Here is a 15,492-nt window from a genome sequence, read left to right as displayed (position 1 = left end):
GGGAGCTTTTTGCTTTAGGTTTGAAATTTGAACAGTGACAGCAGCGGTTTTTTTCTCGTTTTGGTTTTTTCAGAAGCAGCAGCAGTCTCGGGGATCGGCTGAGCGGTGAATTCTTTCATTTGTGAGGTCAGTGATTGCAGATCTGCAAGAATATCATCGATTTCTCTGCGGTGCTGAAGCAGCTGGTAAGATACACCTTCATCGGCTTTTTGTTTCAGCTGGCGTTCCAGTTCCGACATTCTTGCCATCAATTCACTTTCGTCCTGCCTTTGCTGTAAAAGGGTGTCCAGCTTTTGTTCAAGCTGCTCGATTCTTCGTTCTGTGTCGCTATTTGTTTTTTGGACAAGGAAGCCTGTGCGCTTTTTAGCGCTTTTCGGCAGATGAATATCCTGAATCGCCGTGCCTTCAGAGATTTGTTTTTGAACGGATTTTAGAACCTTCACGTCTTCTGCCGTGAACGAATAGTGTCCGAGCTCATTGCGTTCGGCCGGAAGATTCAGCTGCTTCACCCACCGCTGCACCGTTTTTGCGGAGACGCCGAGTTCACTTGCTACCATATTTGTATTCATGATCCCATACCTCCTTTTAAGCTAGGTATTCGACCATAGAATGCGGTTCCCTTCCCGTTAGACAAAACAAGAAAAGATTCGGCAAAGAAAGTGGGTATCTCCTTTTTTTCTTCAAAAACTGTTATTGTTCATACAGTTCTAATGGAAGCTGGTCAGGATCAAAAAAGAAGGTGAAACGTTTGCCGGTCAGCGGGTCTGTTCTGATTGGCTCTGTTTCGATTCCTTTTTCATGAAGCTCCTGAACCGCCTTATCCAAGCTGCTGACTGTAAAGGCGAGGTGGCGCAGGCCTGCGGCTTCAGGCCGGGTTTGTCGTTCGGGCGGATCGGGAAACGAGAACAGCTCAATGACATACGAGCCGTTAAGCGACAAATCAAGCTTATAGGAGCCGCGCTCTTCGCGGTACGTTTCTTGAATCACCTGAAAACCAAGCTTATGTACGTAGAAAGCTTTCGACTTTTCGTAATCTGAACATATGATTGCAATATGATGTATGGATTTCAGCAACATCATCCCTCCTCGAATTCCAGTATAGCAGAGGGAGCTTTTCCAGCTGGGATTGAAATGCTTTTGACTGGGGTTAATCACTATACTATAATGAGAATGTTACGCACAGGAAAACAGAGGTGAAGACCGTGTTAGACCGTTTAAAATCAATTGAAGAACGATACGAGAAATTAAATGAGCTTTTGAGCGATCCAGAAGTAGTCAACGATCCGAAAAAGCTAAGAGAATATTCAAAAGAGCAATCTGATATACAAGAAACAGTTGACGTATATAGACAATACAGAGATGCGTCAGAACAGCTGGCTGATGCAAAAGCGATGCTTGAAGAGAAGCTGGATGCTGAGATGCGCGACATGGTGAAGGAAGAGATTTCTGAACTTCAGAAGGAAACGGAAACACTGTCAGAACGGCTGAAAGTGCTCCTGATCCCGAAAGATCCTAATGATGATAAAAACGTTATTATGGAGATCCGCGGAGCCGCGGGAGGCGAGGAAGCCGCTTTATTCGCGGGAAACCTGTACAGAATGTATTCCCGTTATGCTGAGCTTCAAGGCTGGAAAACAGAGGTCATGGAAGCGAATGTAACCGGAACGGGCGGCTACAAAGAGATCATCTTTATGATTACGGGAAGCGGCGCGTATTCTAAACTTAAATATGAAAACGGCGCCCACCGCGTGCAGCGTGTTCCGGAAACAGAATCAGGCGGCCGTATCCATACATCCACTGCAACAGTAGCATGTCTTCCTGAGGCAGAAGAGGTAGAGGTTGACATCCATGAGAAGGATATCCGTGTCGATACGTTTGCTTCAAGCGGACCGGGCGGACAAAGCGTTAACACAACAATGTCTGCGGTTCGTCTGACTCACTTGCCGACAGGTGTAGTTGTATCATGCCAGGATGAAAAATCTCAAATTAAGAACAAAGAAAAAGCAATGAAGGTTCTCCGTGCCAGAATCTATGATAAATTTCAGCAGGAAGCCCAGGCTGAATATGATCAAACACGGAAATCAGCAGTCGGATCTGGTGACCGCTCTGAACGTATCCGCACATACAACTTCCCGCAAAACCGTGTGACGGATCACAGAATCGGTTTGACGATTCAAAAGCTTGATCAGATTCTTGAAGGAAAACTTGACGAAGTGGTTGAAGCGCTGATTGTTGAAGATCAGGCAAGCAAGCTTCAGCAGTCGGAAGGTTAAGATGAAGACGATATTCGAAGCCCTGAAATGGGCTTCTTCTTATTTAACCGAAGCGGGAAGAGAAGAAAATGCTGCCGAGCTCCTATTGCTTTATGATACCGGAATGGAGAGAAGCAAACTGCTCGCAAGCTTACAGGAACCGATTGGTGAAGACGAGCTGTATCGCTTTAAGCGTCACGTTGAGATGCATAAAGAGGGCGTGCCGGTTCAATACATTATAGGAAAAGAGTTTTTTTATGGACGGGAATTTATGGTGAATGATGATGTGCTGATCCCGCGGCCGGAAACTGAAGAAGTTGTCTTTCATTTGCTTGAAAAATATCGGAGTGTCTTTTCTGAAGACGGCAAGCTCGAAGTTGTTGACGTTGGTACAGGGAGCGGCGCAATAGCCGTCACGCTTGCGCTTGAAAACCAAAACTTTTCTGTGTCGGCGGTCGATATTTCGAAAGAGGCGCTGCAAGTCGCCTCTGCCAATGCAGAAAAACTCGGAGCAAATGTGCGCTTTTATCAGGGCGATCTGCTTGAGCCTTTTATTAAGGCGGGAAAAAAAGCGGATATCATTGTCTCAAACCCGCCATATATTTCAGAGGAAGAAATGGCTGATCTATCGGAAATTGTCCGTTTTCATGAGCCGCTGCACGCGCTCACCGATGGCGGAGATGGGCTGAAATTTTATAAGCGGTTTATGGAAGACATTCCGCTTGTCATGAAGGATAAAGTATTTGTCGTTTTTGAAATCGGGTGGAAACAGGGAGCGGCGGTCAAAGACCTGATCCTCAAGGCGTTTAAGGGGGCGGAAGTGGAAGTGCTGAAAGATATTAATGGAAAAGACAGAACCATATGCGCTCTGATTCATAAAAATAAATAAGCAGCTTGCTGGCGAGTGAATGGATCAAGCTGTTTAACACCAGCAAAGGGGATGTAAACATGAAAAAGGCCCTGACAGCAGGAATCCTGCTCATTGCGATTGAGAGCATGATTGGCACCATTTTTCCGCAGGTTCTTTCATATGAAGCGATTTTTGGCGTTGCGTCTCTCGTTTTAGTGGGGCTCGCGATCATTACATCGGGTTTGGCTGTAAGCGGAAGCGATCAGCGGGCAAACTACCATTCAGAAACCAAAGAAGGCCGTACATCTCGCATGAAAATGGCGGCCGCTTTCTTTGTTGCGGCGATACCTTCCATTCTATGTTATTTGCTGACGATTTTGTTTTAATAAAAAAGGAAGCCTCTTAGGCTTCCTTTTTTTGCAGTAAAACAGAGTCCCATATCCAATAGATAAGAGCTGTTAATACAGCGAAAAGATAGAAGGCTGTATTTTGAAACAAAGATTGTCCCGAAGGCTGAAGCACGCCGAAAATGATCGCGTTGGCAATAAAAGCAGCGACAAGGTAATACAGCAGATACAAAGGGCTGAACCGTTTCGGCTTTTTATTCATCATGATTTGAAGCGGCAGTGCGAAGATCAAATAAGGAAACAGAAAATAAAATGCCATTGTGATGAGAGCGGCAATGATAAATGAATGAATATAAATTACTGAATAAAGAACGGACATCGTGAATGCTGATAACAGCACTGTATAATTGTATTTCATCTTAAACCTCCTAAAACACTATCGTACCATAAATAAGATTAACAGCTTGCTAGATTTTTTTCACCCTGCACGTTTACCCCCGGCTCTCCTTGTCCATAATAGGGCTAGAAACAAAGCACGGAGAGGAACGGTGGGGACCGATGAAAAAAACAGTAATCATTTGTATATATATCTTTCTTTTATTATCTGGAGCGCTCGTAGGGCTGGCAAAAGAAGAGACGGCACAAAAATCGGAAAATCAGCCGGTGGTCATACCGGATCAGGCGATTCGTTTGAGAATATTGGCAAACAGCGATAGTGATCAAGACCAGCAATTAAAACGTCATATAAGAGACGCGGTGAATAAAGAAATCACAACTTGGGTAAAGGATATTACTTCTATTGAAGAAGCGCGTCGCGTGATTCGTTCAAAGCTGCCTGAAATCAAAGCAATTGCAAAGGAAACAATGGAGAAAGAAGGAGCGAATCAGTCGATATCCGTTGATTTTGACAAAATCTCGTTTCCGACAAAGCTTTACGGCAACATGGTATATCCTGCCGGTGAGTATGAAGCGATTTTGATTACGCTTGGAAACGGAGACGGCGCCAACTGGTGGTGTGTGCTGTTCCCGCCCCTTTGCTTTCTCGATTTTTCTAACGGGGAAGCCGTCAAAGAACAAGAAGATAAAGAAGCCTCAAAAAAGCAGACTGAAAAAGTGCTTGAGGACGTAACCGCTAAAGCGGAAAAAGCAAAAAAAGAAGAGAACGAAGAAAAAGAAGACGGCACAGAAGTGAAATTCTTTTTAGTCGAATGGATTTCCGACCTTTTTTCCTAATCATCTGGTCTAAAAATAGATTTGCCTCATAGATTGGAAGAAAGAACGCAAAAACGGGGTGAACGGATGTTTTATCAACTGCGGGTGGCAAGGGAAAAAGACGGAGATGTGCTCGAGGCATTTTTAAAACAGGCAAAAACCAGCTATGAAGGCGTGAAAGAAGGCTTCACTCAATTTCTTATGCTGGAGGACAGTGAGAAAAACATTGCCGGATGCCTCGGTATTGAAAAAATAAGCTGTGACCAGGGGCTGCTGCGATCACTTGTCATATCGGACAAGCTTCACCAAGGCCACATTGTCACGCTTTTTCAAAGCATGGAGGTGCTGTGCGAAAAGCATCAGATCAAAACCGTGTACCTAGTAGCAAATCAGCATTCCTCTGCGGACTTTCTGACGGCCATGGGTTTTGAAAGAGCTGAGAGTGTACCGGAAGAGCTGTTTTCTTCTGATCACTTCTGTGAATCGCGGCAAACAGAAGGAGCCGTTTTGATGAAAAAAGCGTCTGGGTAAGTGCAGTTTATACACATACTTATCCACTTCTTTATTAGCGTTGTCCACAATTTGTGGATAACGCTTGTTTTATTACAGGACATCTTTTATACTTTCAAAAGGATTACACGCGTAAAACAATCGTTTTATTGTTGTGAATAAGGAGTTTGGTCAGAAATGAAAACGAAAAGATGGTTTGTGGATGTAACTGACGAGTTATCCACAAATGATCCACAAATTGCACAAGCAGCCGCTTTGCTCCGAGAAAATGAGGTCGTTGCCTTTCCGACAGAAACAGTATATGGCCTAGGCGCAAACGCAAAAAATACGGATGCCGTCAAAAAAATATATGAGGCGAAAGGGCGGCCGAGCGATAATCCCCTGATTGTCCACATTGCGGATATCAGCCAGCTTGAGGATTTAACGGGCCCGGCGCCGGAAAAGGCGAAAACATTGATGAAACGGTTTTGGCCGGGAGCACTTACGCTCATTCTGCCTTGCAAACCTGATGCGCTTTCACCTCGTGTAACGGCAGGTCTTGAAACGGTTGCCATTAGAATGCCGGATCATCCGCTTGCCCTTGCATTGATTCGCGAATCGGGACTGCCGATTGCAGCACCGAGCGCCAATCTATCAGGCAAGCCAAGTCCCACAAAAGCAGAGCATGTGGCTCACGACTTGGATGGCCGCATAGCCGGTATTATGGATGGAGGCCCTACCGGAATCGGGGTCGAATCAACCGTGCTTTCATGTGCGGACGACATCCCTGTTCTCTTGCGTCCTGGCGGCATTACGAAGGAACAAATTGAAGCGGTGATCGGGCCGATCCATGTGGATAAAGGGCTCAGCGACCAAAACGAGAAGCCGATTTCTCCAGGGATGAAATATACACATTATGCGCCGACAGCGCCTCTTGCCATTTGCGAAGGCAGCCCAGAGCGCATTCAGCACCTCATTCAAGAATATCAACAGGGCGGAAGACGGGTCGGTGTCCTGACGACAGAAGAAAACGCGGGCGTTTATTCCGCTGATTATGTGAAGAGCTGCGGAAGACGGGCTCAGCTTGAGACTGTTGCGGCAGGGCTGTATGATGCTTTGCGCAGCTTTGATGAGAATCAGGTGGATTTCATTATAGCGGAATCCTTTCCGGATACAGGTGTCGGTCTTGCTATTATGAACAGGCTGATGAAAGCTGCCGGAGGAAGAGTGATTCGCTGAAAGCAGTCAGATGTTCTAACCCTTTTTGGACACGCATAGGCTAAAAAAGCGGGGCGTGTCCAAGGGGGTTATTTATGTATGTCGGATTTGTTTATAGGCGAACTGATTACATTAAGCATCATGGCGTTTGCTTTAGGGATGGATGCTTTTTCTGTCGGCCTTGGAATGGGAATGGTCAAACTTAGAAAGAAGCAGATATTCTATATTGGTTTCATCATCGGCCTCTTTCACGTCATCATGCCTCTCGCAGGGATGGCGGCCGGTAACATGCTGTCAGGGCTCCTCGGCGTGTTAGCGGTTTATATCGGTGGGGCGCTGCTTTTTGTTCTTGGGGTTCAAATGCTTATGGCCTCTTTTAAACAGTCAGAAGAACGATTCATGTCACCGGCAGGGCCGGGCTTATTGCTGTTTGCCATCGGCGTCAGCCTTGACAGCTTTTCCGTCGGCTTGAGCTTGGGGATATACGGCTCGCATCCGCTCCTCACAATTACCCTGTTCGGGCTGTTCAGCATGATGTTGACATGGCTGGGCCTGCTGGTCGGAAAACAAGTGCAGTCATGGCTTGGCACATACAGCGAAGCGCTCGGGGGCATCATATTAATCGTGTTTGGATTAAAGCTGCTTTTGCCAATTTAATATACCAATAAAAGAAACGAAGTCGCCGTTTCTTTTTTCTTCATATATAATAGAGAAAAATAAGGGGTGACTGACATGGATATTATTTTTGTCTGTACTGGAAATACGTGCCGCAGCCCAATGGCTGAGGCGCTTTTTAAATCAATTGCAGAAATGGAAGGGCTGAATGTCAATGTCCGCTCTGCAGGCGTGTTTGCTTCACCTAATGGGAAAGCGACGCCTCATGCAGTCGAAGCGCTGTTTGAAAAACACATTGCCCTTAATCATGTGTCTTCTCCATTAACTGAAGAACTTATGGAATCGGCTGATTTGGTTCTGGCTATGACCCATCAGCACAAACAGATCATTGCCAGCCAATTTGGACGTTATCGTGATAAAGTGTTTACGTTAAAAGAATATGTTACAGGCAGCCATGGTGATGTCATCGATCCGTTCGGCGGCTCAATTGACATCTATAAACAAACGCGAGATGAGCTTGAAGAGCTTCTTCGGCAGCTGGCAAAACAGCTGAAAAAAGACCGCAGATAAGTTGTCAGAAAATCTGCAAACAGGTCATTTGCAAATCCTGCGTGAAGGAGTAGAATATAGTGAAAAGCACATCATATGGTGTGAATCAAAGAGCGGACAGGCTGCGCGGTCAATAAAGCGGGCGGGCCGCATCACACACGCTGGGAGGAAAAGCAGATGAAAGTAGCCATTGCATCGGATCATGGCGGCGTTCACATTCGAAATGAAATCAAAGAGTTAATGGACGAATTGCAAATTGAATATATTGATATGGGCTGTGACTGCGGCAGCGGCTCTGTCGATTATCCGGATTATGCTTTTCCGGTGGCCGAAAAAGTGGTTAGCGGCGAAGTTGACAGAGGCATTTTAATTTGCGGGACAGGCATCGGCATGAGCATTTCCGCTAATAAAGTAAAAGGGATTCGCTGCGCGCTGGCGCACGATACCTTCAGCGCGAAGGCGACGAGGGAGCATAATGACACAAACATCCTTGCGATGGGTGAACGGGTGATCGGACCTGGTTTGGCTCGGGAAATCGCAAAAATCTGGCTGACTACTGAGTTTACCGGGGGAAGACACCAAACGCGTATTGGGAAAATCTCAGATTATGAAGAGAAAAACCTGTAGGGGTGCTGTTTAATGAATGAGTTGAAACAAACGTGGAAGACGATGCTGTCTGAGTTTCAGGACCAAGCGGAATTGAAACAAGATCAGCTCTTCGTCCTTGGATGCAGCACGAGCGAAGTGGCCGGCAGCCGGATCGGCACATCGGGCAGTGTAGATATCGCTGAAAGCATCTACAGCGGACTTGCTGAGCTCCGGGAAAAAACGGGAATCCATCTGGCGTTTCAATGCTGCGAGCATTTAAACAGAGCGCTTGTCGTCGAAGCAGAAACAGCCAAGCTGTTCAGGCTTCCAACCGTTTCTGCCGTGCCCGTTCCAAGAGCGGGCGGAGCGATGGCGTCTTATGCGTTTAAGCAGATGAAGTCTCCTGTTCTTGTTGAAACCATTCAGGCTGACGCCGGGATTGATATAGGCGATACGTTTATCGGCATGCATCTGAAGCCGGTGGCTGTCCCTGTGCGTGTCTCTCAAAACAGCCTCGGTTCAGCTCATGTGACATTGGCGCGTACACGGCCGAAACTAATCGGCGGAGTGCGGGCGGTTTATGAGTGCGAATGAAAGGACTGCATAGCCAGTCTTTTCTTTTATTTTAAGACAGTGAAATAAATTCCGAACTTTAAATTAAATTTAAGTTATTAATATTCGTTTTTACCAATAAAAATTTAGATTTTTTAAAAATAATCTTTTACATCGGCCTTAAAAACCATGTACAATAGTGATGGTAAAAACAAAGAACAGGATACGGATAGGAGAGGATCTCGCTGATGAAACATTTACCTGCGCAAGACGAACAAGTGTTTAACGCCATTAAAAATGAGCGTGAACGCCAACAGACTAAGATCGAATTGATTGCTTCTGAGAACTTTGTAAGTGAAGCGGTTATGGAAGCACAAGGATCTGTTTTGACAAATAAATACGCAGAAGGATATCCGGGCAAACGCTACTACGGCGGATGCGAGCACGTCGATGTCGTTGAAGATATCGCTCGTGACCGCGCGAAGGAAATCTTTGGAGCGGAGCATGTAAACGTTCAGCCTCATTCAGGCGCACAAGCAAACATGGCAGTGTACTTCACGATTTTGGAGCAAGGCGATACTGTACTTGGGATGAACCTCTCCCACGGCGGCCATTTAACACACGGAAGCCCAGTCAACTTCAGCGGTGTTCAATATAACTTTGTTGAGTACGGCGTAGATAAAGAAACTCAATATATTGATTACGATGACGTGCGTGAAAAAGCCCTCGCTCATAAACCGAAGCTTATCGTAGCAGGAGCAAGTGCGTATCCTCGTACAATCGACTTTAAGAAATTCCGTGAAATTGCTGATGAAGTCGGCGCTTACTTCATGGTGGATATGGCACATATCGCAGGACTTGTTGCGGCAGGCCTTCATCCAAACCCGGTTCCTTACGCTGATTTCGTTACAACAACAACACATAAAACACTTCGCGGTCCTCGAGGCGGTATGATCCTTTGCCGTGAAGAGTTTGGCAAGAAAATTGATAAATCGATCTTCCCTGGAATTCAAGGCGGCCCGCTGATGCACGTTATTGCCGCAAAAGCTGTTTCATTCGGTGAAGTATTGCAGGACGATTTCAAAACATATGCAGAAAACGTCATTTCAAACGCGAAACGTCTGGCTGAAGCCTTAACGAAAGAAGGCATCAAGCTCGTTTCAGGCGGAACAGACAACCACCTTATCCTTGTTGACCTTCGTTCGCTCGGACTGACTGGTAAGGTTGCAGAGCATGTACTTGATGAAATCGGTATTACGTCTAACAAAAACGCGATTCCATATGATCCTGAAAAACCTTTCGTAACAAGCGGCATCCGTCTTGGAACAGCTGCTGTAACTAGCCGCGGTTTTGACGGAGACGCATTAGAAGAAGTCGGTGCTATTATTGCGCTTGCATTGAAAAACCACGAAGATGAAGGAAAACTTGAAGAAGCAAGACAGCGTGTAGCTGCTCTGACTGATAAATTTCCTTTATATAAAGAATTAGATTATTAAGATCCTAAAACCCGCTGGGGCTTATGCCCGGCGGGTTTTTTGACGATGTTCTTGAAACTCAATGTCTTTTTTTGTAGAATCAATAGAAGTGTGTAATTGTTGATGGGACAATAAAAAAGGAGCTGAAACACAGTATGGGAAAGGTTTATGTATTTGATCATCCTTTAATTCAGCACAAGCTGACATATATACGGAATGAAAATACAGGTACGAAGGATTTTAGAGAGTTAGTAGATGAAGTGGCTACACTCATGGCATTTGAAATTACCCGCGATCTTCCTCTGGAAGAGGTGGATATCAATACACCGGTTCAGGCTGCGAAATCGAAAGTCATCTCAGGGAAAAAACTCGGAGTGGTTCCTATCCTCAGAGCAGGATTGGGAATGGTTGACGGCATTTTAAAGCTGATTCCTGCGGCAAAAGTGGGACATGTCGGCCTTTACCGTGATCCAGAAACCTTAAAACCCGTGGAATACTATGTCAAGCTTCCTTCTGATGTGGAAGAGCGTGAATTCATCGTGGTTGACCCGATGCTCGCTACAGGCGGTTCCGCAGTTGAAGCCATTCACAGCCTTAAAAAACGCGGTGCGAAAAATATCCGTTTCATGTGTCTTGTAGCAGCGCCGGAGGGTGTGGAAGAATTGCAGAAGCATCATTCGGACGTTGATATTTACATTGCAGCGCTAGATGAAAAATTAAATGAAAAAGGTTATATTGTTCCAGGTCTCGGAGATGCGGGTGACCGCATGTTTGGAACAAAATAAAAAATGAAATCCCCAAAAGGGGGTTTCATTTTTTTATCCAGTTTTTTGCTATTCGGTGAATCTGTATACAATTATAGGTGAAAATGTGAACATTCTGTGGAGACGTAAAGTATAAAAAGTTTTTTAACTTTAAACAGATTGACACATGTTAGGGGCTATTGTATGCTAAACGAGGGTATTATGAGAAGGTTTTCATAGCTTTCATTATAGTCCTCATCCTCAATGTAAATCCTCTCAGCAAACCCGTATTATGAGGATTTATTTAAGCGAATGAAACAGCATCCCTGCAAGGCTTGCGGATGAATGATTTTTTCGAACAGGCCCGTTTTGCCGGTCAAAAAAGGTCTTCTACTAAGGGTTAACCGCTGATTTTTGCCGTATCCAAGCTATACATTATTTTTTCATCAGGAGACAGATAATTGATGGACGATCCCAAGCTTACATTTAGCAGACAACGCAAATATTTATTGTTCATTTTGGCAGTGTATGTACTGGGTTATGGTTTAACAGCGTATAAAACCGTTTTTTTAGGCCTTATTCTGGGAACTGTTTTCAGTTTGTTTAATTTTTTACTGCTCGTCAGAAGAATGAATGCTTTTGACAGAGCTGTTGAGAAGGGAAAGTCCATACGATCTCTCGGGAGCGCAGCGCGGTGGTGCAATGCGATTCTTGCTGTGGCTGTTGCCTATAAAAATCCCGAATACTTTCATATGGCAAGTACAGTTATTGGATTAATGACAATATACCCTGTCATTATGATAGATTCCTTTATCCAGCTTAAACGTTCATCAATGGAAGAGAGGTGAAAACCCTTTGAATCATGGTTACAGAACTATAGAATTTCTAGGTCTTACTTTTAATCTGACAAACATTCTGATGATTACTGTGGCGAGTGTGATTGTTTTATTGATTGCTATATTGACGACAAGAACGCTTTCGATCCGTCCCGGAAAAGCCCAGAACTTTATGGAATGGATTGTTGATTTCGTCCGCAATATTATTGGCAGTACAATGGATTTAAAAACAGGGGCTAACTTCTTGGCACTTGGTGTCACATTGCTGATGTACATATTTGTGTCGAATATGCTGGGGCTGCCGTTCTCTATTACAATCGGACATGAGCTCTGGTGGAAGTCTCCGACAGCCGATCCTGCCATTACATTAACGCTAGCCGTGATGGTTGTTGCTTTAACCCACTACTATGGTGTGAAGATGAAAGGGCTCAAGGAATATTCCAAAGACTATTTAAGACCTGTTCCATTCATGCTCCCGATGAAAATCATCGAAGAGTTTGCGAATACGCTGACTCTAGGTTTGCGGCTGTATGGTAACATCTTCGCCGGTGAGATTCTTCTCGGCCTGCTTGCGGGATTAGCAACAAGCCATTATTCACAAAGCGTGGCTCTCGGTCTTGTCGGTACAATCGGTGCCATTCTGCCGATGCTGGCATGGCAAGCATTCAGTTTATTTATTGGTGCTATCCAGGCATTTATCTTTACAATGCTGACGATGGTGTACATGTCTCATAAAATCAGTCATGATCATTAAAACATTATATCCAAACGGATAACATTTTAAAGGAGGAACTTTTTCATGAATTTAATAGCAGCTGCGATTGCAATTGGTTTAGGCGCACTTGGTGCAGGTATTGGTAACGGTTTGATTGTTTCACGTACGGTAGAGGGGATTGCCCGTCAGCCGGAAGCAGGTAAAGAACTGAGAACTCTTATGTTCATGGGTATCGCATTAGTTGAAGCCCTTCCTATTATCGCTGTCGTTATCGCATTCTTAGCGTTCTTTGGCTAAGCATAAAAGCCTTATATGAACTAAAAATGGCGAAGATCATTCCAAGAGAACCTTCGCCATTGCTTTATGTCTGATAAGCACCCCGCCTTGCCGGCTGAAAAGAGACAAGTGCGGCTGCTGGATCAGCAAAGAAAAACCTGCAGAAGGGAGTTGCCGTAGTAGATGTCTCAATTACCACTTGAACTAGGATTGTCGTTTAACGGCGGAGATATCCTGTTCCAACTGTTAGCTATGTTAATCTTATTAGCGCTTCTGAAGAAATACGCTTTAGGGCCGCTATTAAACATAATGAAACAGCGTGAAGACCACATCGCTGGAGAAATTACGTCTGCTGAAGAAAAAAATAAAGAAGCGCAGCAGCTTATTGAAGAGCAGCGCGTTCTTTTAAAAGAAGCAAGACAGGAATCCCAAACTCTTATCGAAAACGCAAAGAAACTGGGAGAGAAGCAAAAAGAAGAGATTATTCAGGCTGCACGTGCAGAATCTGAACGTCTGAAAGAAGCAGCAAGAACTGAAATCGTGAAGGAAAAAGAACAGGCGGTTTCTGCTCTCCGTGAGCAAGTAGCGTCTCTTTCTGTCATGATTGCGTCGAAAGTGATCGAAAAAGAACTGGATGAACAAGCGCAAGAGAAATTGATTCAGGACTATCTTAAAGAGGTAGGAGAAAGCCGATGAGTGGATCAGCTGTCTCTAAACGATATGCATCAGCTCTTTTTGATATAGCCAATGAGTCCGCTCAGCTGAATCAAGTAGAAGAAGAGCTAACTGTTGTAAAACAAGTATTTCAAAATGAAAAAGCGCTTAATGATGTGTTGAACCATCCGAAGGTGCCGGCTGCGAAGAAAAAAGAGCTGATCCAAAATGCATTTGGCTCTTTGTCACAGTCCGTGCTTAATACGATTTTTCTTTTGATTGACCGCCATCGTGCCGCGATTGTGCCTGAGCTCACAGATGAGTTTATCAAACTCGCAAATGAGGCCCGTCAAACAGAAGACGCAATCGTATATTCAGTGAAACCGCTGACGGATGCTGAAATGTTACCATTATCACAAGTGTTTGCAAAAAAAGCCGGAGTCGCTTCACTGAGAATCAGAAATGAAGTGCAGACGGATTTAATAGGCGGCATTAAAGTCCGCATTGGAAACCGGATTTATGACGGCAGCGTAAGCGGGAAGCTTCAGCGCATTGAACGTCAATTAGCCGGGGAAAATCGATAGAAGGGGTGAAACCTAAGTGAGCATCAAAGCTGAAGAGATTAGCACGCTGATAAAACAGCAAATACAAAATTATCAATCTGATATTGAAGTTCAAGACGTAGGTACAGTCATCCAAGTCGGTGACGGTATTGCACGTGTGCACGGCCTTGACAACTGTATGGCCGGTGAACTTGTCGAATTTTCAAACGGTGTTTTGGGTATGGCTCAAAACCTTGAGGAATCAAACGTAGGTATCGTCATCTTAGGACCTTTCAGTGAGATCCGTGAGGGAGACGAAGTAAAAAGAACAGGCCGCATCATGGAGGTTCCTGTTGGTGAAGAGTTAATCGGCCGTATTGTAAATCCGTTAGGCCAGCCGGTAGACGGACTTGGCCCGATCCTTACAAGCAAAACTCGTCCGATTGAGAGCCCTGCACCAGGCGTTATGGACCGTAAATCCGTTCATGAACCGCTTCAAACCGGTATCAAAGCGATCGATGCACTGATTCCAATCGGCCGCGGCCAGCGTGAGCTGATCATCGGTGACCGTCAAACAGGTAAAACATCTGTGGCGATCGATGCGATCCTGAACCAAAAAGACCAAGACATGATCTGCGTATATGTTGCGATCGGTCAAAAAGAATCAACAGTCCGCGGCGTAGTAGAAACATTGCGTAAACACGGCGCGCTTGATTATACAATTGTTGTAACGGCGTCTGCGTCACAGCCGGCACCGCTTCTGTACCTGGCACCGTATGCTGGGGTTACAATGGCAGAAGAATTTATGTACAGCGGCAAGCACGTTCTTGTTGTATACGATGATCTTTCTAAACAAGCGGCTGCTTACCGTGAGCTGTCCTTGCTTCTTCGCCGTCCGCCAGGCCGTGAAGCGTTCCCTGGGGATGTATTCTATCTTCATTCCCGTCTGCTTGAGCGTGCAGCAAAGCTTAGCGACGCGAAAGGCGCAGGATCAATTACAGCTCTGCCGTTCGTAGAAACACAAGCCGGAGATATCTCTGCTTATATTCCGACGAACGTCATTTCCATCACCGACGGACAGATCTTCCTGCAATCTGATTTGTTCTTCTCAGGCGTACGTCCAGCGATCAACGCCGGATTGTCTGTATCCCGTGTCGGCGGCTCAGCGCAAATCAAAGCGATGAAAAAAGTATCAGGTACTTTGCGTCTTGACCTTGCGTCATACCGTGAGCTGGAAGCATTCGCTCAATTCGGTTCTGACCTCGACCAAGCGACTCAGGCAAAACTGAACCGCGGTGCGCGTACAGTTGAAGTGCTGAAGCAGGATCTGAACAAGCCGCTTCCGGTTGAAAAGCAAGTAGCCATTCTTTATGCGCTGACAAAAGGATATCTCGATGATATTCCTGTGGCGGATATCAGACGTTTTGAAGAAGAGTACTACATGTACCTTGACCAAAACCATAAAGACCTGCTTGACGGAATTGCGAAAACAGGAAACCTTCCTGCTGATGAAGACTTCAAAGCTGCAATCGAAGGCTTCAAACGCACATTTGCACCAAGCAACTAACTCGAATGCTGA

General features: G+C 45.3%; 21 protein-coding genes. 18 read left to right on the top strand and 3 right to left on the bottom strand.

The features are described 5' to 3' along the window. Positions 1–14: 14 nt before the first annotated feature. Both racA and NYE53_RS18690 read right to left on the bottom strand, forming a co-directional pair. Positions 15–569, bottom strand: a complete 555-nt coding sequence (racA, locus tag NYE53_RS18695) for a chromosome-anchoring protein RacA (protein ID WP_021480817.1) — start codon at positions 567–569, stop codon at positions 15–17. A gap of 121 nt (positions 570–690) precedes the next feature. Then, positions 691–1,077: a VOC family protein gene (locus NYE53_RS18690; protein WP_021480816.1), complete on the bottom strand. Its 387-nt coding sequence runs from the start codon at positions 1,075–1,077 to the stop codon at positions 691–693. Positions 1,078–1,202: 125 nt separating this feature from the next. Here NYE53_RS18690 and prfA point away from each other — a divergent pair, with 125 nt between their 5' ends. Genes prfA through NYE53_RS18675 form a run of 3 tightly spaced genes read left to right on the top strand, consistent with a single transcriptional unit; the run spans position 1,203 to position 3,488 of the window. Then, positions 1,203–2,273 carry a peptide chain release factor 1 gene (prfA, locus tag NYE53_RS18685; RefSeq protein WP_003227645.1) on the top strand — a complete coding sequence of 357 codons (1,071 nt, stop codon included), beginning with the start codon at positions 1,203–1,205 and terminating at the stop codon, positions 2,271–2,273. A 1-nt stretch (position 2,274) separates the two neighbouring features. Next, a complete protein-coding gene (gene prmC, locus NYE53_RS18680) occupies positions 2,275–3,141 on the top strand; it encodes a peptide chain release factor N(5)-glutamine methyltransferase (RefSeq protein ID WP_041850424.1) in 867 nt (288 codons plus the stop codon). Positions 3,142–3,200: 59 nt separating this feature from the next. Further along, positions 3,201–3,488: a DUF5316 family protein gene (locus NYE53_RS18675; protein ID WP_326208744.1), complete on the top strand. Its 288-nt coding sequence runs from the start codon at positions 3,201–3,203 to the stop codon at positions 3,486–3,488. Between the two features lie 16 nt (positions 3,489–3,504). On the opposite strand, the gene NYE53_RS18670 is transcribed toward NYE53_RS18675, so the two are convergent. Beyond that, a complete protein-coding gene (locus NYE53_RS18670) occupies positions 3,505–3,867 on the bottom strand; it encodes a UPF0715 family protein (RefSeq protein ID WP_014665730.1) in 363 nt (120 codons plus the stop codon). A 140-nt stretch (positions 3,868–4,007) separates the two neighbouring features. On the opposite strand from NYE53_RS18670, the gene spoIIR reads away from it, so the two are divergent. The 15 genes from spoIIR to atpA all read left to right on the top strand — a co-directional run bounded on the left by spoIIR (position 4,008) and on the right by atpA (position 15,480). Beyond that, complete coding sequence (gene spoIIR, locus NYE53_RS18665; protein ID WP_003227654.1) at positions 4,008–4,682, top strand: stage II sporulation protein R; 675 nt, start codon at positions 4,008–4,010, stop codon at positions 4,680–4,682. Between the two features lie 66 nt (positions 4,683–4,748). Then, a complete protein-coding gene (locus NYE53_RS18660; protein WP_003244265.1) occupies positions 4,749–5,192 on the top strand; it encodes a hypothetical protein in 444 nt (147 codons plus the stop codon). A gap of 156 nt (positions 5,193–5,348) precedes the next feature. Next, a complete protein-coding gene (locus NYE53_RS18655) occupies positions 5,349–6,389 on the top strand; it encodes an L-threonylcarbamoyladenylate synthase (protein ID WP_339246151.1) in 1,041 nt (346 codons plus the stop codon). A 78-nt stretch (positions 6,390–6,467) separates the two neighbouring features. Further along, positions 6,468–7,025, top strand: a complete 558-nt coding sequence (locus NYE53_RS18650) for a manganese efflux pump MntP family protein (protein ID WP_003227661.1) — start codon at positions 6,468–6,470, stop codon at positions 7,023–7,025. A 75-nt stretch (positions 7,026–7,100) separates the two neighbouring features. Next, positions 7,101–7,553 carry a protein arginine phosphatase PrpB gene (prpB, locus tag NYE53_RS18645; RefSeq protein ID WP_014481190.1) on the top strand — a complete coding sequence of 151 codons (453 nt, stop codon included), beginning with the start codon at positions 7,101–7,103 and terminating at the stop codon, positions 7,551–7,553. A gap of 156 nt (positions 7,554–7,709) precedes the next feature. Beyond that, positions 7,710–8,159, top strand: coding sequence for a ribose 5-phosphate isomerase B (gene rpiB / locus NYE53_RS18640; RefSeq protein ID WP_003221910.1), 450 nt, complete (start codon positions 7,710–7,712; stop codon positions 8,157–8,159). Between the two features lie 12 nt (positions 8,160–8,171). Next, a complete protein-coding gene (locus NYE53_RS18635) occupies positions 8,172–8,714 on the top strand; it encodes a TIGR01440 family protein (protein ID WP_336155934.1) in 543 nt (180 codons plus the stop codon). 206 nt (positions 8,715–8,920) lie between these two features. Continuing rightward, positions 8,921–10,168: a serine hydroxymethyltransferase gene (gene glyA, locus NYE53_RS18630; RefSeq protein ID WP_339246149.1), complete on the top strand. Its 1,248-nt coding sequence runs from the start codon at positions 8,921–8,923 to the stop codon at positions 10,166–10,168. A gap of 134 nt (positions 10,169–10,302) precedes the next feature. Next, on the top strand, positions 10,303–10,932 hold the full coding sequence (gene upp, locus NYE53_RS18625) for a uracil phosphoribosyltransferase (protein WP_003227670.1): 630 nt from the start codon (positions 10,303–10,305) through the stop codon (positions 10,930–10,932). Between the two features lie 422 nt (positions 10,933–11,354). Beyond that, complete coding sequence (atpI, locus tag NYE53_RS18620) at positions 11,355–11,738, top strand: ATP synthase subunit I (RefSeq protein ID WP_003243159.1); 384 nt, start codon at positions 11,355–11,357, stop codon at positions 11,736–11,738. Between the two features lie 7 nt (positions 11,739–11,745). Next, on the top strand, positions 11,746–12,480 hold the full coding sequence (atpB, locus tag NYE53_RS18615; protein ID WP_003242621.1) for a F0F1 ATP synthase subunit A: 735 nt from the start codon (positions 11,746–11,748) through the stop codon (positions 12,478–12,480). Positions 12,481–12,525: 45 nt separating this feature from the next. Next, a complete protein-coding gene (gene atpE, locus NYE53_RS18610) occupies positions 12,526–12,738 on the top strand; it encodes a F0F1 ATP synthase subunit C (RefSeq protein WP_003151167.1) in 213 nt (70 codons plus the stop codon). 162 nt (positions 12,739–12,900) lie between these two features. Then, complete coding sequence (gene atpF / locus NYE53_RS18605) at positions 12,901–13,413, top strand: F0F1 ATP synthase subunit B (protein ID WP_003244051.1); 513 nt, start codon at positions 12,901–12,903, stop codon at positions 13,411–13,413. Then, complete coding sequence (locus NYE53_RS18600) at positions 13,410–13,955, top strand: F0F1 ATP synthase subunit delta (protein WP_017696011.1); 546 nt, start codon at positions 13,410–13,412, stop codon at positions 13,953–13,955. Before atpF ends, NYE53_RS18600 begins: the two co-directional genes overlap by 4 nt. A 16-nt stretch (positions 13,956–13,971) precedes the next feature. Beyond that, positions 13,972–15,480: a F0F1 ATP synthase subunit alpha gene (atpA, locus tag NYE53_RS18595; protein ID WP_014478256.1), complete on the top strand. Its 1,509-nt coding sequence runs from the start codon at positions 13,972–13,974 to the stop codon at positions 15,478–15,480. The last annotated feature ends 12 nt before the right edge of the window (positions 15,481–15,492 follow it).

Origin of the sequence: Bacillus sp. FSL R5-0523 (assembly GCF_037975295.1) — a bacterium.
GTDB lineage: Bacteria > Bacillota > Bacilli > Bacillales > Bacillaceae > Bacillus > Bacillus subtilis.
This window is presented reverse-complemented; position numbering and strand designations above follow the sequence as displayed.